The 17,633-nt window shown below is 35.9% G+C and carries 18 protein-coding genes; 9 read left to right on the top strand and 9 right to left on the bottom strand.

Translation table 11 applies throughout. The features are described from left to right. Positions 1-180 precede the first annotated feature (180 nt). Entirely contained in the window at positions 181-570 is a 390-nt protein-coding gene (locus ACHZDT_RS20020) for a YidH family protein (RefSeq protein ID WP_394776470.1), read from the top strand. A 193-nt stretch (positions 571-763) separates the two neighbouring features. After that, positions 764-913, top strand: a complete 150-nt coding sequence (locus ACHZDT_RS20015) for a hypothetical protein (protein ID WP_394776469.1) — start codon at positions 764-766, stop codon at positions 911-913. A 45-nt stretch (positions 914-958) separates the two neighbouring features. Here ACHZDT_RS20015 and ACHZDT_RS20010 read toward each other — a convergent pair whose 3' ends face one another. Beyond that, positions 959-5,056 (bottom strand): PAS domain-containing protein, encoded by a 4,098-nt coding sequence (locus ACHZDT_RS20010; RefSeq protein WP_394776468.1) that lies wholly within the window; start codon positions 5,054-5,056, stop codon positions 959-961. 14 nt (positions 5,057-5,070) lie between these two features. Next, a complete protein-coding gene (locus tag ACHZDT_RS20005; protein WP_394776467.1) occupies positions 5,071-5,451 on the bottom strand; it encodes a response regulator in 381 nt (126 codons plus the stop codon). A gap of 154 nt (positions 5,452-5,605) precedes the next feature. Here ACHZDT_RS20005 and ACHZDT_RS20000 point away from each other — a divergent pair, with 154 nt between their 5' ends. The 4 genes from ACHZDT_RS20000 to ACHZDT_RS19985 all read left to right on the top strand — a co-directional run bounded on the left by ACHZDT_RS20000 (position 5,606) and on the right by ACHZDT_RS19985 (position 7,834). Further along, entirely contained in the window at positions 5,606-5,872 is a 267-nt protein-coding gene (locus ACHZDT_RS20000; protein WP_394776466.1) for a hypothetical protein, read from the top strand. Positions 5,873-5,896: 24 nt separating this feature from the next. Then, on the top strand, positions 5,897-6,697 hold the full coding sequence (locus tag ACHZDT_RS19995; protein WP_394776465.1) for a DUF748 domain-containing protein: 801 nt from the start codon (positions 5,897-5,899) through the stop codon (positions 6,695-6,697). 64 nt (positions 6,698-6,761) lie between these two features. Then, entirely contained in the window at positions 6,762-7,571 is an 810-nt protein-coding gene (locus ACHZDT_RS19990; protein WP_394776464.1) for a mechanosensitive ion channel family protein, read from the top strand. A gap of 101 nt (positions 7,572-7,672) precedes the next feature. Next, positions 7,673-7,834, top strand: coding sequence for a hypothetical protein (locus ACHZDT_RS19985; protein WP_394776463.1), 162 nt, complete (start codon positions 7,673-7,675; stop codon positions 7,832-7,834). Between the two features lie 348 nt (positions 7,835-8,182). On the opposite strand, the gene ACHZDT_RS19980 is transcribed toward ACHZDT_RS19985, so the two are convergent. The 7 genes from ACHZDT_RS19980 to ACHZDT_RS19950 all read right to left on the bottom strand — a co-directional run bounded on the left by ACHZDT_RS19980 (position 8,183) and on the right by ACHZDT_RS19950 (position 14,950). Further along, positions 8,183-9,085, bottom strand: a complete 903-nt coding sequence (locus ACHZDT_RS19980) for a CorA family divalent cation transporter (protein WP_394776462.1) — start codon at positions 9,083-9,085, stop codon at positions 8,183-8,185. A 20-nt stretch (positions 9,086-9,105) separates the two neighbouring features. Continuing rightward, the gene (locus ACHZDT_RS19975) at positions 9,106-10,149 is read right to left on the bottom strand and encodes a pesticidal protein Cry7Aa (RefSeq protein ID WP_394776461.1); all 1,044 of its coding nucleotides are present in this window, start codon (positions 10,147-10,149) and stop codon (positions 9,106-9,108) included. A 460-nt stretch (positions 10,150-10,609) separates the two neighbouring features. Continuing rightward, positions 10,610-11,131 carry a PPC domain-containing DNA-binding protein gene (locus ACHZDT_RS19970; RefSeq protein ID WP_394776460.1) on the bottom strand — a complete coding sequence of 174 codons (522 nt, stop codon included), beginning with the start codon at positions 11,129-11,131 and terminating at the stop codon, positions 10,610-10,612. 37 nt (positions 11,132-11,168) lie between these two features. After that, positions 11,169-12,260, bottom strand: coding sequence for a xanthine dehydrogenase family protein molybdopterin-binding subunit (locus ACHZDT_RS19965; protein WP_394776459.1), 1,092 nt, complete (start codon positions 12,258-12,260; stop codon positions 11,169-11,171). A 21-nt stretch (positions 12,261-12,281) separates the two neighbouring features. Beyond that, positions 12,282-13,409: a xanthine dehydrogenase family protein molybdopterin-binding subunit gene (locus ACHZDT_RS19960; RefSeq protein WP_394776458.1), complete on the bottom strand. Its 1,128-nt coding sequence runs from the start codon at positions 13,407-13,409 to the stop codon at positions 12,282-12,284. Positions 13,410-13,434: 25 nt separating this feature from the next. Then, on the bottom strand, positions 13,435-14,454 hold the full coding sequence (locus tag ACHZDT_RS19955) for an FAD binding domain-containing protein (RefSeq protein ID WP_394776457.1): 1,020 nt from the start codon (positions 14,452-14,454) through the stop codon (positions 13,435-13,437). After that, on the bottom strand, positions 14,447-14,950 hold the full coding sequence (locus ACHZDT_RS19950) for a (2Fe-2S)-binding protein (RefSeq protein ID WP_394776456.1): 504 nt from the start codon (positions 14,948-14,950) through the stop codon (positions 14,447-14,449). Before ACHZDT_RS19950 ends, ACHZDT_RS19955 begins: the two co-directional genes overlap by 8 nt. A gap of 382 nt (positions 14,951-15,332) precedes the next feature. Here ACHZDT_RS19950 and ACHZDT_RS19945 point away from each other — a divergent pair, with 382 nt between their 5' ends. The 3 genes from ACHZDT_RS19945 (at position 15,333) to ACHZDT_RS19935 (ending at position 17,633) form a co-directional block, all read left to right on the top strand. Beyond that, entirely contained in the window at positions 15,333-16,304 is a 972-nt protein-coding gene (locus ACHZDT_RS19945) for an MFS transporter (RefSeq protein WP_394776455.1), read from the top strand. Next, complete coding sequence (locus tag ACHZDT_RS19940) at positions 16,301-16,840, top strand: MFS transporter (RefSeq protein WP_394776454.1); 540 nt, start codon at positions 16,301-16,303, stop codon at positions 16,838-16,840. Before ACHZDT_RS19945 ends, ACHZDT_RS19940 begins: the two co-directional genes overlap by 4 nt. A 202-nt stretch (positions 16,841-17,042) precedes the next feature. Further along, positions 17,043-17,633: a nucleosidase gene (locus ACHZDT_RS19935; protein WP_394776453.1), complete on the top strand. Its 591-nt coding sequence runs from the start codon at positions 17,043-17,045 to the stop codon at positions 17,631-17,633.

The following is a 17,633-nucleotide window of genomic DNA, read 5'->3' as shown; positions in this document are numbered from 1 at the left end:
TACATTCTTATATTATTCAGCCGTAATTTTATATCATTTAAACATTTAATTATCAGATAGTAAAACGATATGTAATTTTATAACTTACGACCGAAATTATATAAATTTCTTACCCTGATGAAGAAGTAATTTTGAATATTATTTCTAACTAAAGTAAAAACAAAATATCAAGAAAATTATATGAATAAAACGGATCAAAATCTGGCAAATGACCAAATGTCTAATGAACGAACTTTTCTGGCATGGATTAGAACCGGAATTGGTATTATGGTTTTTGGATTTGTAATTGTGAAGTTTTCTTTGTTTGTCAACCAATTGCCGTCGAGACTTTTTCAGGAACCGGATTTGCCTAAAAACGGATCGACTGTCTTTTTAGGAATTGGACTTGTTTTAACGGGCGCGATAACTATTTTGCTTTCATATTTCCGCTATAAGCGAACGTATAAACTTTTACTTGAAGGTAAATATTTGCATTCAACTGTATTGTTGACTTTTTTGACTGTAGTAATTATTGCAATGAGTATTTTGATTATTGCGTATTTAATTTTAGCGGCTTATCCGTTACAATAAGTGTAATTATTACATCGAAAATTTAACATAAATCTCGCGTAAATGACTAATAAAGTGATAATTATGTAACTTTTGCGGGAAATTATATAAATCCGTGCGTCATTCCATTTTTAATTTTGGAGTACTTTAAAAAACTAACAATCTGAATATTAATAATATATAGAACCTTACATACAAACTTAAATATACGATCATGAAAACTAACAACTACACTCACTACGATCAAAACGAAAATTTCTCTACAGAAAATACTGAAAACAATGTAGAACAATATCAGGGAGAACCTATTATTCCGGTGTATAAATCAACCAAAGAGCAACTTTTATGCTGGGGTGAAGATTAAAAATTACATTTTATAATCTTACTTTATGTAAACCATTAGTGAAAACTAATGGTTTTTTATTTTACCTGTTAACGGCAATACAATCGAAAATATTGCGCCTTCGCCGGGAACGGCTTCTGCATAAATATCTCCGTCATGATTCTGAACTATTTTTTTGCACATTGCGAGTCCAATTCCTGTTCCTTCGTAGGAAGTTTTAGGATGTAATCTTTGGAATATATTAAAAATGCGCAGAAAATATTCAGGTTCAAAACCAATTCCGTTATCCTTAATCTGTATTTTGCAATATTCCTGTGGCGAACGGCTTAAGGAAAGTGTTTTAATGTCCTGATCCTGAACCGGCAATACGCTTATGGCAATTAATGGTTTAGTATCTTCCCTAGAAAATTTTAGTGCATTACTAATAAGGTTTCTAAAAAGCTGGGTCATTTGTAACGGATTCGCTTCTATAGCCGGCAAAGGCTCTACGAGAATTTTTGCCTGTTTTTCTTCCATTAAAAGATCATAATCTAATATTAAATTGTCAATGACTTCGTTTAGATTCACAACTTCAAACTCTTCTTCAGATTTGGCAAGCTTTGAATAATTAAGTACATCGTTGATTAAAGTTCTCATACGGATCGCCGAAAGCATAATTTTCTCAATATATTTTTTAGAATTTATGGATGCATTTTCGTCAAGACTTGATTCAAGCAATTGCGAAAAAGTACTTATTTTTCTAAGAGGTTCCTGCAAATCATGTGAAGCAATATAAGCAAACTGCGCCAGCTCTTCGTTTGAATGTAAAAGTTTTACATTCGATTGCTGCAAATCTTCAACTACGGCATCAAGTTCTTCGGTTCTGGTTTGCACCAGTTGTTCGAGCGCCATTTGTACTTCGTATTGAAGAGTAACATCCTGAGCTGATCCATTCATTTGAATAGGATTTCCTGCAAGATCAAAAATCGTTTTTCCCTGCGCATGAAGAATTCTTCTTTGTCCTGTTTTAGGATGAATTACAGTATATGTTGCATCATAAACCCCTCCAGATTCCGGGTTCAAAGCCCACGTCACGGCATCTGCAACACGCTGACGGTCTTCGTCTGCCAGAATAGGAATAACTTCATTATAATTATGATTGGCAGGATTATAGCCAAACCACTCAATTAATCGGTCAGAATATGTCAGCCCATTTGAGGCAACATCAATACTCCAGGTTCCTAATTGTGCGAGTTCAATGGCGTCTCTTAAACTGGCTTCTGCCTGTTCCTGTTTATGTCTTGCATAGACTTTATCTGTAACTTCAACTACAATACAAATGGCTCCGTACGGAATATTATGGTCATCAAATAAGGGTTTAAAGGTATAATCATAATATCCTGTATAAACTTTACCGTTTTTTATAAGATCAATGCGTTCTCCGGATTCATCACAGGTTTCTCCTGTAGTAATTGCTTGTGAATATTTGTCGAATAACAGCGTATTTTTAAGCTCGGGAATGGTTTCCATAATAGGTTTTCCTAATATAAAATCATCATCGCACCCTAGTATTTCAAGCATTTTTTCATTTGCTTCACGCACAATCATTCCTTTACCAACATATACTAATTTAGCTACGGGAGAATTATAAAAAATCTTGCGTGTAAATTCTTGATTTTTCTCCAGTTGTCGGTTCACTTTTACCTGATCCGTAACATCTGTTGCAACATCCAGGATCGCGTAGACTTTTCCGTCAGCATCAAATAAAGGCTTGTAAGTAAAATCAAAGTAAAAAGTGGTGAGCACGCCATTGTTCATCAAATTAGCCTTTGCTCCTTTTTGCTCATACATCTCTCCTGTTTCATATACTCTTTTAAGAATTTCCGGAAACGGCTGATTGGCAATTTCGGGAAATACATCAATCATGTTTTTACCAATTACCTCAGGTCCTCGTCCCCAGTAATTCATAATGATTTTATTCGCAATTTCAATTCGCATATTGGGTCCAACATATAAACAAGTTCCTACCGGAGCTTCTTCAATTAAGGACTGAAAACGCTTTTCGCTGTCTTCAATTCTCCTTCTGGCTAAAACCTGCTCCGTCACTTCGATTACTACAACTAATACACTATTTATTTCTCCGTTACGATCTTTTTGTGCCTGATAACTGTGATCGATATAAATAACTTCGGTTTTACCATCACGTATCAATGTTACAGGAGCTTCTTTGGCATTAAAAGTTTCACCGGTTGCCATTACTTTTTTAAGTTGATTATCAAATCCCTGACCTTTAAGTTCAGGAAGTATTTCCAGTAATGCTTTGCCTGTAAGTTCTTCAACCGTTCGTCCTGCAAGTTTGCCGTAAAAAGTATTTGCCAGATCAAATACAAGATCTTCACCTTTGATAATGGCGATTCCCACAGGAGAATTTTCGAAAGAATTAAGCAGTTTTTGTCTGCTTTCTTCCATTAATTGCTGTGCGATTGTGCTGTCGGTTACATCATAACCCATGTTTAGGACCGCATATATTTCGCCGCTTTCATTATAAAGCGGTGTGTATGAATAATTAAAATATTGTGTGCTAATTTTTCCGTCTTTTTCAATATCTGCTTGTGATCCTGTTGCATGATATTCAATTCCGGTTTCAAATACGTTTTCCAGGATTTCAAAATAACCCTGATTTTCAAGTTCCGGAACGGCTTCTCTGTACGGTTTTCCTATAATGCCATTTCCTTTTTTCCAATAACCTGACATCACATCATTTGCTAATGCAATAACAAGGTTTTCACGTAAAAAAAGCGCAGTTGCAACGGGCGTTTTCTCAATTACGGTTCTTAGTAACCGTTCACTTTCTTCAATTTGTTTTTGTGCTTGTACTTGCGCCGTTACATCCTGGCACATGGCGATAACACCGGTTATTTTACCATCAATTTCTCTGTAAGGCTGGTAAATTACATTTAAATATCCTTCTTTTTTTGTATTGTTGATTTCTATAAAATAGTACGTACTGTATAAATATACAGGTTCAGCTGTTGCTTTAACCTGTTCAATTATAGGTCTGAATACACTTTCGGCTTCCGGTATAACTTCAAATAAATTTTTATCTAATAAATCTTCAACACTGCGGCCTATTAAACTTGCATAGGCATCATTGACAATGTTTACTTTTAAATTGTCTCCGGTAAGTACCACGATTCCAACAGTTGCCTGACGCGTTAAATTAAAAAATCGCTGTTCGCTTTCGGCAATTTGCTGTTGCCCTTCAACAAGCGCCTGAATATCCATGCAATAACCTGCATAACCGCCCAATTCTCCATTTGACATATAAAACGGATCTCCGGCAGCATGACATTTAATTACAGAACCATCCCATTTTTTTAAATGAAATTGTATATCATAATGTGATTTTTCGGCTACAGCCTTAGCAAATGCTTCGATAACGGTATTACGATCTTCCTCTAAAATTACTGCGGGCCATGCATCTCCAAGTACTTCTTTGTAATGCAATCCTGTCCACTCTGACAAGGTTTTATTGACATACGTCATCAAACCATCTTTATCAGCAAGCCAAAGTCCCGCGGGAGACATATTAGTTACATTTTTAAATTTCAAATCCTTTTCAATCTGGATCTTATGCATTGCAATATTATAATCCAGAGATAATTGCAATTCCTTATTAGCCTCATTAAGCTGTTGCAAACGCACGACGGCATCTGTAGTTTCTGTACAGGTAACGAGAACGCCGCCAATTTCGCCTGAATCATCATAAACCGGACTGTAACTAAAAGTCCAGTAAACATTTTCCAGACTTCCGTTTCTGTAAATCGGGATCAGCTGGTTTTCCATCCAGGTAGATTCTCCACCGTCTAAAACCTGTTTGATAAGCGGATAAATTACCGGCCAGATTTCAGGCCACGTATCAACGCCGTTTGCGCCTAATGCTCCGGGATGTTTTCCGTCATTACCCATACTTGGCCTGTAGGCGTCATTATAAAATTGTATAAGATTTTCGCCCCACCATAAAAACATGGGAAATTTAGAATTCAATATTGTACTTACCGTAGTACGAAGGCTTTGCGGCCATTGATTGGGAGAACCAATCGATGTGGCAGACCAATCATAAGTTCTGGTATATTCACCCATTTCTCCTCCGCCACGAAGGAAATTTAAATTTGAATCAGTCAATGGCATCTGGTTTTTTAAAATATAAAGGGTTGTAGTAAAGCAATAAGATCTTTAAAATCATTGGGCTTTGTCAGGAAATCTATCGCTCCCATAGAAAGTGTCATTTCCCTGATAGCATTGTCTGATGAAGTTGTGAATATAATCACAGGAATATCCTTGAGTTTTTCCTCCTGTTTTAACTGCGCCAAAAATTCATGACCGTTCATTAAAGGCATATTCAAATCCAGAAAAATTGCCTGTGTAGTTACAGTTCCCAATCGCAATTGTTCCAGAGCTTTACGGGCATCTGTAAAGTAATTGTATTTTATGGTCGTGGAAATATGGTCAAGCGCCGCCTGGAAAATCTGTAGATCTTCCTCATCATCATCTATGAACAGGATATTGGTAAATTTCATATATCAAATATAATAAAAATAGTTTTTTTTTCAAATCAAAAACACAAAACAAAATTGATAATGATTATGTAAAAAATTAAAAATATCTTGTAAAGTTTTAACAAATTTGGTTCCTAAATTTACAATAACATGGAATTTTTATAAGAAAAAAAAGATGAATCGATATAAAAAAACAGGAATCATAATTACTGGAATACTGGTATTATTAGTTGCGATAAATTTTGCATTGGAGCCTGTCGCGCTGCATTATGCAAATAAAGCCCTGGCAGATTTAAAAGGTTATAAAGGAAGCATTAAAGATGTAGATATTCATTTGTATCGGGGCGCTTACCGAATTGATACTCTAGTAATTGACAAAATTGATAACGGAAAATCCCGACCTTTTTTCCTCGCTACGGGAATTGATATTTCTATCGAATGAAAATCACTTTTTAAAGGTGCTTTTGTGGGAGAATTTTCGGTAGAAAATCCTGTTTTAAACTTCATTAAAAAAGGAAAAAAAGTCGAAGCCGGAGGTGATAATGATTTTATTACAGCTGTAAAAAAACTTTCGCCCGTAAATATTAATTATGTCGAAATAATTAATGGTCAGGTACATTATATTGATCTTACATCAAAACCAAATCTTGATATTGCCGCCAAACAAGTCACCGCAACTGCCCGAAATTTGAGAAATATTGAAGATAAAAACAACAAACTTCCTTCGACAATTGTACTTACAGCAAATACAAGCGGAAACGGAAAAATTAAAAGTAACGCGAAACTAAATGCTTTAAAAGATATTCCTGATTTTGATTTTAATCTGGAACTGGAACGTATGGATTTGACTTATCTAAAAGATTTTACAGATGCTTACGCCGATTTTACTTTTAAACGCGGACAATTATATGTTTCTACCGAAATGGCTATGGCCGATGGAAAATACAATGGTTATGTAAAACCGGTTTTAGAAAATATCAAGATTATCGATTTAACGCCTGATACGCCAAAGGAGAAAAAGCGTCCGTTTTTGAAACGTGTTTGGGAAATTGTTGTAGGTACAGCCGCCGAAATTGTAACCAATCAGCCTAAAGATCGTTTGGCCACAAAAATTCCGCTAAAAGGTGATGTGAATGGCGCCGAAAAATTTACATGGACGGCTATTGTAAATGTGCTCAGAAACGGATTCATCAAGGCATTTGATAAAGATGTTGAAGGATCAATTGACTTTAACGATGCTAAATCCGGTACAACCCAAAAAAAATAAATTGCGGACATTTCGTTTGCAAAACTAAAAAAAACGTTCATCGTTTTAATTAAATACAATTATTATGGAAGATTTTTTTCGTGACATTTTCAAACATGTCGAAGGATATTATTATGGTCTTGTTGACATAACTCCTAAAATTTTACTTGCGATACTGGTAGTTTTAATCTCGTGGTTTATTGCCTCGCGCGTCAAAGTATTTGCTGACCGTAAATTGCAAACCAGAATGCACGATCCTTTGCTGGCAACATTTATTGCTAATTTAATAAAAGCCGTTTTAATTGTAATAGGTCTTTTATTTATGTTTCGCGTTATTGGTTTAACCGGAGTTGCGCAAAGTGTTTTGGCCGGAGCCGGAATTTCTGCTTTTGTGATTGGGTTTGCGCTAAAGGATATTGGCGAAAATTTTCTGGCGGGAATTCTGCTGGCATTCAAAAGACCATTTTCCGTAGGTGATATTATTGAAAGTAATGGTGTAAAAGGTAAAGTTGTGGCTCTTAATTTACGTGATACGCAGGTTAAAAGTGACAGCAAGAATATTTATATTCCTAACGCACTTTTGATTAAAAATACGCTCATAAATTTCAACAGCGGAGGTTATTTACTTCAGGATTTTACGATAGGGTTAGAATATGGATCTGATTATAGAAAAGCGATTGATATTATTACCGAAGTCATGAAAACAGATGACACAATAGTCGATAAAGGATATTCAAACTCTGCTGTAGTTGCCGGAATTACAGGAAGTACGGTTCAGATAATTATAAGATATTGGGTAAAAACAGACCGAACTGTGACGGATGGAAAACACCGGTCTGAAGTTGTAATTAAAGTTGCCGAAGCTTTAAGTCAAAATGGAATTGTATTAAAATAGAAAATGGGAATTATATAAAGGTTTTAGAAAATTATATAAATTCAAAATAGGTTCGAATTTTAAATTTACGTTTATAATCAAATAGTTAAAAACTAAAACCTATGAAAATTCTTAACTTTAAAGTTGTCTTAATCGGATTTATATTGGCGCTTTTAAGCGTTAATTGCGCTCCGCATTGTGACGACGAAGACTACAGACAAGATGAAAAAAAAGCAGCCGTAATCAAGCATTCTGATTCACTTGAAGTGAAAAAAATAGATTAAAAACCATTTTTCAATTTCTTCTAAAGCTTGTTGCAAAAACAGGCTTTTTTGTTTTTTGTCATTTCGACCAAAGGGAGAAATCACATCCTAGATATTCGACAAAGATTGGCAACACTAACAACGTAGTTTCTTGATGAGATTCCTCGTTCCTCGGAATGACAAACTTTGCGTAATTCCGTATGGAAGTTGAGGTCGTTTTTTTGTCATTTCGACCAAAGGGAGAAATCACATCCTAATATTCGACAAAGATTGGCGATAATAGCACCGGAGTTTCTTGATGAGATTCCTCGTTCCTCGGAATGACAAACTTTGCGTAACTCCTTTGTGAACTCTGCGGTTAAACTAACTCTAAAGCCATTTTTTTCTTTTAAACCAAAGAAAAATAACAATAGAAACCACCACCATCACAATCATCGTAATAGGATATCCCCAATAATAATTAAGTTCCGGCATAAATTTGAAATTCATTCCGTAGATTCCGGCAATAAAAGTAAGTGGCATAAAGAAAACCGAAAATACAGTCAATACTTTCATCACATCATTTGTTTTTCTGGCAGATAATGAAAGATAAATATTCAGTAATTCTTTTGCATCTTCCTGAACCTGATCGTTGAGCATCAAAAGTTTAGTATGCAAATCATGAACATCGCGAAGTGCAGGTCTTTCTTCTCCTTCGGCACGAATTGAATTTACAACTTCATTACTTAAAAGAAGTAACTTTTTATAGAGTCCTGCCCTGTTTTTCAGGTAATAAATCGCCTCGATCATATCTGTGGGGATATTTTTTTTCAGAAATAACTTCGATTCATAACCATCAATTTCATTGGATAAATTAATAGCGGGCAGTTCGAAAGAATGTAAAGCATCACGCACAATATGAATCGCGATTCCGGTACTTGTTTTCACTTTTCCGGTATCAACAAAATTTTCTTTTACAGCAGAAATTAATGGCTGAGAGGTACGATGTAATGTGATGATAAAAGAATCGTTATAAAAAATCGCAATTTTACAACTCAGACTCTGAACAGTTTGCAGTTTTTCCTTATTCTCATTAACTACTCTTATAATGATGAAATGCGTATCATTATGGTCCTCAAATTTAGGAAGATGATCCGGATCAAGGCAATCCAGTAACGCGTAGGAATTAAGATTGTACTTTTCACTAATACCCGAAAGTTCCTCGCTTGTTGGGTCAACAACATCAATCCAGGTAATCTCGTTATCGTTTAAAGTACAATTAGTTATAGGCATTTTATTGTTTTTATAATGAATTAAGTCGTAGTTGAAACCTTAACTGAAGATTCTTCGGGAATTTGAACTTTATGAGTAAGAAGTTCATCCAGCAACTCCTGCATTGGGATCGATGCGCAGGCAATACTTTGATCTGCGGCACCGTAATAAATATAAAGTTCGTCATCGATAACGGCAGTTCCGCTTGGGAAACACACATTATTGACATAACCGTTTAATTCAAATTCCTGATCCGGTGAAAAAAGCGGCTGAGGCAATCGTGCGATTTCTTTTGACGGATCTTCTAAATCCAGTAAAGCCGCGCACGCCACATACGTATGACCAATTTCAGAATCATGGACGCCATGATAAATTAATAACCAGCCTTCAGGAGTTTCTATTGGCGGAGCGCCGTTTCCTAAATACGAAAATTCATGATCGTGATCCGGATCAAGTACAATATGTTTGTGAAAATCGAGCATATATTCGCGCCAGAATTCAGGCGTTAAATCATCCAGCGAATCAACACACGCAATTTGAATTCCCGGATGAATCCGATGCAGGAAATATAATTTATTGTCGATTCGTCTCGGAAAAAAAACTACATTTTTATCCCAGACATAACCTTCGCTTCCTGTGCTTGGCGTGAAATATTTATTGTTGAGTTTGGGTTGTCCTTTTAATAAACCATTTAAATCGTAGCCTTTTATTTGTGGTACAACGATTCCGTGTTTATTGAATTTTTTCAAATCTTTTGAAGTTGCAACACATCCAAACGCGTTTTCTCCGTCATAACCGCAATACGAGAGATAAAACAAGTCATCGATTTTTACGATTCTGGGATCTTCAATCCCGTGTTTTTCATTTGGCGATGATGGAGTTAAAATCGGAATATCTAATTGCGTTTCAATTGTCAAGGGATCTTTGAAAACGCAATATCCTAGTGTAGAATGATTGCCTTTTGCTACAGCGCGGTAAATCATATGAATTTTTCCGTTGTCATAAATAACTGCAGGATTAAGGACGCCATCGCGTTCAAAATCCAAATCTCTTTTTGTCAGAACCAAACCGTGTTTTTGTAGCATTTTAAAAATTCATTAGGATTGTATATAAAAATACTGTGGTTTTGTTTCCGTGCTATTACACATAAAGAAGAAAATTTTTCAGAATTACAAGATTATTTTATGTTTTAGCCATTAGATTTTAAGTTTGCCACAGATTACAATGATTAAAATGATTTTCTTAATTCATTTTATAACAATATTTTCGAACAGTTTGTCATTTCGACACAGGAGAAATCACACGAGAAACTCCGCGCTAAAATTTGCCAATCTTTGTCGATTTACATGTGTGATTTCTCCTTCAGTCGAAATGACAATATTGTGTTTAACTTTGCGCCTTAGCGCCTTAGCGAGATTATTTTTTTTGCCACAGATATAATTTTCTTTTTGCCACAGATTAGAATGATTCTCACTGATTATAAAAAAAAATGAATTAACATTGGGGAAAATCATTTTAATCCCTTTAATCTGTGGCAAAAAACGTTTATTTTATACAAGGTAATTGCAAAACATACGCGTCTAACGGTTGTTCCTTTTTACGTTCCAGTTTTTCCTGATTCAATGTGATATAAATTTCCATTGAGCCTGTTCCTACTTTTAAGCCGAGAATATGACCTCCGTAAGCATTAAATTTATCATCCGTGGCAACACCATGAATATGAAGTGACGGTTTTTCTCCGCTCCAGGCAATAGATCCGGTAAGGCTTCCCATTTCTACTTTTTCGAATTTCTTCGGATTGTATTTCTTTTCCTTATTATCAAAAAAACCAAATGTGACTTCACTCGCAAAACCAATTCCGGTAAAAGTTGCTGACGGAACTTTTTCCTGCTGAGCGAGATTTTCAATTAACGCAAGTACATCATCGCCTTCGCGCAAAACCATCAAATATCCTGCTGAAGTTTTAGCGTAACGGCATTTTGAAACATCATTTTGCTGTGCATGCATTAAACTTGATGCGCCGGTAAATAATAAGGTCAAAATTATATTGGTGTTTAATAGTTTCATCTTATCTAATTTATAGAAAATATTCTAAATATGTTTTTTATGAGATCAATTGATCAAAGTGTATGGGTAAATTGTGGATTCTTCGCCCTGTGGCGTGATAAATGGCATTTGCAATTGCTGGAGGCATTCCCACGATTCCTATTTCGCCAATTCCTTTTACACCAAGATCATTGACAAAATTATCTTCTTCTTTTACAAAAATCACATTGAGATCCTGAACATCTGCGTGAACCGGAATATGATATTCCGCCAGATTGGCGTTCATATATTTCCCGAATCTATTGTCTGTAATGGTTTCTTCGTGCAAAGCTTTGCTGATTCCCCAGATCATTCCGCCTAAAATCTGACTTTCGGCAGTTTTAGGATTTATAATTTTTCCGGCTGCAACGGCGGTTACGGCTCTTTTTACTTCTATAATTCCTAATTCTTCATCAACTTCAACTTCTACAAAAACCGCGCTGTGAACGGCTCTCGCCTTTTTTCCGTGTCGTAAAGGATTAGGCATTGAAGTACTGGTTGTTTGTGTTGCTTTTAGATTATTTTCTTCGAATATTTGCTTTAAACTCACTTTTACATTTAAGTCGGTTTTCAGGAATATAAAACCCTGATCAAAAATTACATCGTCAAATTTGGCTTTCGCCAAAGGAGAATTCTTCAATACTTTTGCTTTATTAAACAATCTTTTATTCATTGATTTACAAGCTGCCTGAACGGCGGGACCAACAGTTGCAACGGTAAAAGATCCGCCTTGAATGGGTGCAAAAGGCATTTTACTATCGGCATATAAAAACGCAATATCTTCAATAGGCAATCCTAATTCATCAGCTGCTATTTGCGTCATTACGGTCAAAGTTCCTGTTCCTATATCGGTTACGGCATTTTTAATTTCTACTTTTAAATCCTTTGTCATCGTGATTTCGGCTCTGGCTAAAAGTCGGTTTGCTTCCCAGATTCCCGTTGCCATTCCGTAACCTACAAGTTTATTGCCGCGTTTCATGCTTCTTGGTTCCGGATTTCGGTTTTTCCATCCAAAACTTTCTGCGCCTTGCAAATAACATTCTCGTAATTCCTTGCTCGAATATTCCTTACCTGAACTTGTATCAATGTCTGAATAATTGATTAAGCGCAATTCAAGCGGATCAATTTTTAATTAATAGGCAAGTTCATCCATTGTAATTTCAATGGCATGCATTCCGGTACTTCCGCCGGGAGCGCGCATATCAAGCGGACTAAAAACATCTAACGGAACCAACTCGTGTTCCAGCAAAGTGTTTTCGACAGGATATAACATTGGCGTCCAGTTCACAACGGTTTCTACATAATCTTCAAATTGTGAAGTTTCTCCAATTGCTTTGTGATACGCGGCATTTAGTTTTCCGCTTTCATCAGCGCCAAATTTCGTAGTTTGAAGCGTTGGTGGTCGATGTCCGAAAGTATACATTTGAGCTCTGTCAAGCGTTACGCGAACATTTCGTTTTAATTGAAGCGAAGCCATCACCGTCATAAAAAGCTGGTATTGCGGACGAAGCCCTGAGCCAAAAGCGCCGCCAACAAATGGGGCGATAACCTGAACATCTTTCATTTTTAAACCAAAAACGTTCGCCACATACATTTGAGAATTGATAGTTCCCTGTGTTTTATCGTATATTTTCAGTTTGTCTTTTCCTTCGTAAACAACGGTTGTTGCAAACATTTCCATCGGATTATGATGTTCTGTTCCATGCCTGAATTCGCTTTCTATTTTTGCGAAAGATGCCTGAAATACTTTACCAAAATCTCCTGTTGGCTTTGGCGGAGGCGGTTTTAACATCGATGCCAATCCTTTTTTGGGTTTTCTGGCTTTTCCTTTATTTGCAAAAAGATCCGTTGAAAATTCTTCTTCGGTGTAAACCACTTTTATCAGAGCTGCTGCATAACGCGCCATTTCAAAAGTTTCGGCCACGACCAAAGCAATCGGCTGACCGTTATATTTAATTTCGTTGTCTTTTAAGGGTTTGAAAACTGTTCCCGGCGGCGCATCCATATCTGCATATTGCAAATCAAACCAAGCCGTTGAAGGTCGGTTTTCATGCGTCAAAATCGAAATAACACCGTCCAGTTTTTCAGCTTCAGCGGTATCAATTGACTTTATTTTTCCTTTTGTAATCGTGCTGTTTACAACATATCCGTACAATAAATTGTCAACATTATATTCGCCTGAATATTTTGCAGTTCCGGTAACTTTTTGAACGCCTTCTAAACGGTTTATCGGTTGTCCTATTGAGGGTAATTTTGTCATAACTTTAATTTTAGGTTTCGATGTATTATAAAGAAGGTTTTGCGCCAGGACGCTGTGATTTTGGATCAAGTGCCATCAAACAATTACGGATAATCGCTCTTTTTGCCAGATCAATTTTAAAATCGTTATGTTCATACCCTTTTGCGCCTTCCAGAATAATATCCGCAGCAGCGGCAAAATTCTCTCTTAAAGGTTCTTTATCTTTCAGGAAATATTCGGCTTCAATAATGCGCCACGGTTTATGCGCAACACCGCCAAGCGCAATTCTGGCATTTTTAATAATTCCGTTTTCTAAATCTAAACCTGTTGCCACAGAAACCAGAGCAAAAGAATACGAAGCTCTGTCGCGTAATTTTAAGTAGGAATAATTGTTTGAAAAACCCATTTCAGGAAGATCAATTCCGGTGATTATTTCGCCTTGTTTTAAATTATTATCCAGCTCCGGCGTATTTCCCGGAAGCCTGTGAAAGGTTTTAAAATCTAATGTTCGGTCACCTTCAGGACCTGTAATATTCACCACGGCATCTAAAGCCGCAAGCGCCACGCACATATCTGAGGGAAAAACTGCAATACAATCATCACTTTGCCCTAAAATGGCGTGAATTCTATTGTATCCTTTTATAGCAGAACATCCTGAACCGGGTTCGCGCTTATTGCAAGGCGTGTTGCTGTCATAAAAATAATAACATCGCGTGCGTTGCAAAAGGTTTCCGCCATTAGTCGCCATATTCCTGATTTGTGCCGATGCTCCTGCAAGTATCGCTTTAGATAATAAAGGATAACGTTCTTCAATAATAGGATGATAAGCAGTTTCGGCATTTGTAAGTAATGCTCCAATCCTGATTCCGCCATTATCAAGCTCAATAACCGAATGATTATCGATAACAGGATTTATATCTACAAGCTTTTTTGCCGTAGTTACAAAATATTTTAAAAGGTCATTTATATTTGTTCCTCCCGCAACAATTTTATTTCCGGAATCATTGCTGAGTTCAGAAACTGCCTGACCTATGTCGTTTGTTTTTATATATGAGAAATTATTCATGGTAACTTTCCTGGTTTTTCACTTTCATAATTGCATCGATTATACCTTTACTGGCGCCACATCTACAAAGATTTCCGCTCATTAATTCCTGAACCTCTTCTCTGTTTTTTGCTTTATTTTCATTCAGCATTCCAATCGCGCTGCAAATTTGTCCAGGCGTACAATAACCACATTGAAACGCATCGCATTCAATAAAAGCTTGTTGTACCGGATGCAGATTTTGCCCATCGGCAACGCCTTCAATTGTCGTTATTTCAGCTCCGTCTTTCATAACCGCGAGGGTCAGACAACTTAAAATTCGTTTTCCGTCAACTAAAACCGTACAGGCTCCGCATTGTCCGTGATCGCAGCCTTTTTTTGTTCCGGTAAGATCAATTTTTTCCCGAAGCGCGTCAAGCAACGAAACCCAGGGTAAAAGATTGAGGTGATGATCTTGTCCGTTTACTTTTAATAGTATTGAATGAGTTTCATTGTTTTGAATAATTGTATCGCCCATAACTAAAAGTTTAAAATTTGCATTATTTATTTCTTTACAATGAGCGACATTCCACTCATTTTCAATTTCTTAAAATTAGTTTTTAACTGTACGAAAATTTTATACTATTCATTATTAATATTACAAGAATCCAATAATAGAGATGTTTAAGATTTTTTCTAAACACATTTAAGACATCTTTTTTAAACCATGAAATTCTATGTTTCTATGTCTTAAAATTTAACTGCATATTTTTTTCTAAGACATAGGACATAGGATATTGTAAACTAAAAAAAGGCGTTTCACGTGCATTAAATTCATCCCGATGCTTTGGGACTGTATGAAAGAAACTTGTTTATAAAACTGAAACATTTTCAGGAAAACCAGCTCTTTTTAATTAAAAATGTGGAAAAGTAGAAACAAGTTTAAAAATAGATTTCTTAAATTTGAGAAAATCAATTCTACTTCCGGAAAAGTTTATAAAAACTTCAAGCCCAATAATATGACTACAATTCCCGCCGAACAAAACATAGAAACCACAAAAAAAGTATTACCGATAATTCTGGCAACTTCTATTTTTATGCAGATGCTGGATTCCACGATTCTAAATACTTCGATCACATCCATCGCCAGAGATTTGCATGAATCGCCGCTTGAAATGCAAAACGCAATTATTAGTTATGTATTAACGCTCGCATTATTTATGCCCGTTAGCGGATTTTTATCTGATAAATTCGGAACCAGACGAATCTTTATTTTCGCTTTGTTTTTATTCAGTATTGGATCGTTATTATGTGCGCTTTCGCAGAATTTAACGCATCTTGTAATTGCGCGTGTCGTTCAGGGAATTGGCGGAAGTTTAATGACGCCCGTTGGAAAACTGGCACTTATTAGAACATTTCCTAAAAATGAATTATTAAAAGCCATGAACTTTGCCATAATTCCCGCATTGATTGGTCCCGTTTTAGGACCATTAGTTGGTGGTTATATGGTTGATTATTTATCGTGGCATTGGATATTTCTAATCAATATTCCGTTTGGGTTAATTGGAATTATCCTAAGTTTAAAATACATGCCGGATTATAAATCGCCCATTATCGATTTTGATTTAAAAGGCTTTTTGATTTTTGCCGCCGCTTCGCTCCTATTATCAATCTCTTTGGAATTATTCGGGAATACCGTACGTGTTTCGCCCGTTTTATTGATTTTAATGGGCGAATTTTTAATGTTGTATTGGTATTATCGCCACGCCATAATAGACAATAATCCTATTTTTCCCTTGAATTTATTTAAGGTCAGAACGTTTCGCGTTGGGATAATAGGCAATTTAGCGACACGTTGGGATTTAGTTCCATTCCGCTTTTATTACCCATGATGATCCAGATTGCTTACGGACAATCGGCAGTTACATCTGGCTGGATTGTTGCGCCAATGGCATTAACGGCAATGTTTGGGAAATCTGCCGTTATTGGTATTTTAAATAAATTTGGTTATCGTAAAACCTTAATGGTTAATACTTTTATTATTGGAGCGTTGATTTGCGCGCTGGCGATTCCGTCGATTCATACTTCGATTTATTGGTATATTCCAATTATTTCAGTTTTGGGATTCTTTAACTCGATTCAGTTCACGTCTATGAATTCTATTTCAATTGCCGATTTACGAGTTTATCACACCAGTAGCGGAAACTCTTTAGTTTCTGTGAATCAACAATTAGCAATAGGTTTCGGGATTGCTTTTGGACTTTTGGTTCTTAAAATTTTTCAGGGCGATGTAAAACTGATTCATAACGAGATTCACAATGCTTTTCGATATACCTTTTTGGTCGTAGGTTTCCTGACCATCTTATCCGGTTTCGTTTTCAGACGATTGCATTTTAAAGATGGCGATAATTTAAAATCTGCCAAGTAATTTATAACAATTATTTTTGTGATTTAAATTGAAATGAAGCTATAAACGGTTACGAAAGTTGTTTGTAAAACCGTTGCAAATATTTAGAAATTAGTCTTCAAAATCAATTTACTTTAGATGCTTTTTTTATGATTTGTATTTTGAATATATATCTTATTTATTTTAAATGAGCATCTTTGCATCCTGACAAATAATTGTATTAATGATAAAAATTACACCCGAATTATCTTTTCCGTTAACTGATGTATTATTCTCTTTTGCACTGCAATCTGAAGCAGCGGCTGTTTTTGACGGACATAATGCGCTGATTACCGGAATAGGAAAAGTAAATGCAGCTTACGAATTAACAAAGGCGATTCAGCAAAAAAGACCGGCATTAATTGTGAATCTGGGATCAGCAGGAAGCAGTCATTTTGAGAAAGGTGATGTTATTTGCTGTACAAAATTCGTTCAGAGAGATATGGATGTCAGAGGTTTGGGTTTCGAATTATATGAAACTCCCCTATCTGATTTACCTGTTATTCTGGAATATGGTTTAACAATGGATAATCTTAAAACAGGAATTTGCGGAACCGGCGATAGTTTTGAAATGGGACACGATGTAAAAATATATGATGTTGTTGACATGGAAGCGTATGCCCTTGCTATGATTGCTATGAAAGAGAATATTCCGTTTTTGTGTTTAAAATATATTTCAGACGGTGCTGATGATAATGCCGCTGATGACTGGATTATTCAGGTTCATAAAGCCGCTGTAGCTTATGGAACTATTTTAGGTTTGAATACAATATAG

Origin of the sequence: Flavobacterium sp., from assembly GCF_043722275.1 — a bacterium.
GTDB lineage: Bacteria > Bacteroidota > Bacteroidia > Flavobacteriales > Flavobacteriaceae > Flavobacterium.
Note: the sequence above shows the minus strand (reverse complement) of the source record. Positions and strands in the feature narration are given on the sequence as shown.

What these genes read in the sequence shown, in the direction of transcription:
- ACHZDT_RS20020 (WP_394776470.1), top strand. Translation starts at nt 181, where the DNA reads ATGAATAAAACGGATCAAAATCTGGCAAATGACCAAATGTCTAATGAA.
- ACHZDT_RS20015 (WP_394776469.1), top strand. Translation starts at nt 764, where the DNA reads ATGAAAACTAACAACTACACTCACTACGATCAAAACGAAAATTTCTCT.
- ACHZDT_RS20005 (WP_394776467.1), bottom strand. Translation starts at nt 5,451, where the DNA reads ATGAAATTTACCAATATCCTGTTCATAGATGATGATGAGGAAGATCTA.
- ACHZDT_RS20000 (WP_394776466.1), top strand. Translation starts at nt 5,606, where the DNA reads ATGAATCGATATAAAAAAACAGGAATCATAATTACTGGAATACTGGTA.
- ACHZDT_RS19990 (WP_394776464.1), top strand. Translation starts at nt 6,762, where the DNA reads ATGGAAGATTTTTTTCGTGACATTTTCAAACATGTCGAAGGATATTAT.
- ACHZDT_RS19985 (WP_394776463.1), top strand. Translation starts at nt 7,673, where the DNA reads ATGAAAATTCTTAACTTTAAAGTTGTCTTAATCGGATTTATATTGGCG.
- ACHZDT_RS19980 (WP_394776462.1), bottom strand. Translation starts at nt 9,085, where the DNA reads ATGCCTATAACTAATTGTACTTTAAACGATAACGAGATTACCTGGATT.
- ACHZDT_RS19975 (WP_394776461.1), bottom strand. Translation starts at nt 10,149, where the DNA reads ATGCTACAAAAACACGGTTTGGTTCTGACAAAAAGAGATTTGGATTTT.
- ACHZDT_RS19970 (WP_394776460.1), bottom strand. Translation starts at nt 11,131, where the DNA reads ATGAAACTATTAAACACCAATATAATTTTGACCTTATTATTTACCGGC.
- ACHZDT_RS19960 (WP_394776458.1), bottom strand. Translation starts at nt 13,409, where the DNA reads ATGACAAAATTACCCTCAATAGGACAACCGATAAACCGTTTAGAAGGC.
- ACHZDT_RS19955 (WP_394776457.1), bottom strand. Translation starts at nt 14,454, where the DNA reads ATGAATAATTTCTCATATATAAAAACAAACGACATAGGTCAGGCAGTT.
- ACHZDT_RS19950 (WP_394776456.1), bottom strand. Translation starts at nt 14,950, where the DNA reads ATGGGCGATACAATTATTCAAAACAATGAAACTCATTCAATACTATTA.
- ACHZDT_RS19945 (WP_394776455.1), top strand. Translation starts at nt 15,333, where the DNA reads ATGTGGAAAAGTAGAAACAAGTTTAAAAATAGATTTCTTAAATTTGAG.
- ACHZDT_RS19940 (WP_394776454.1), top strand. Translation starts at nt 16,301, where the DNA reads ATGATGATCCAGATTGCTTACGGACAATCGGCAGTTACATCTGGCTGG.
- ACHZDT_RS19935 (WP_394776453.1), top strand. Translation starts at nt 17,043, where the DNA reads ATGATAAAAATTACACCCGAATTATCTTTTCCGTTAACTGATGTATTA.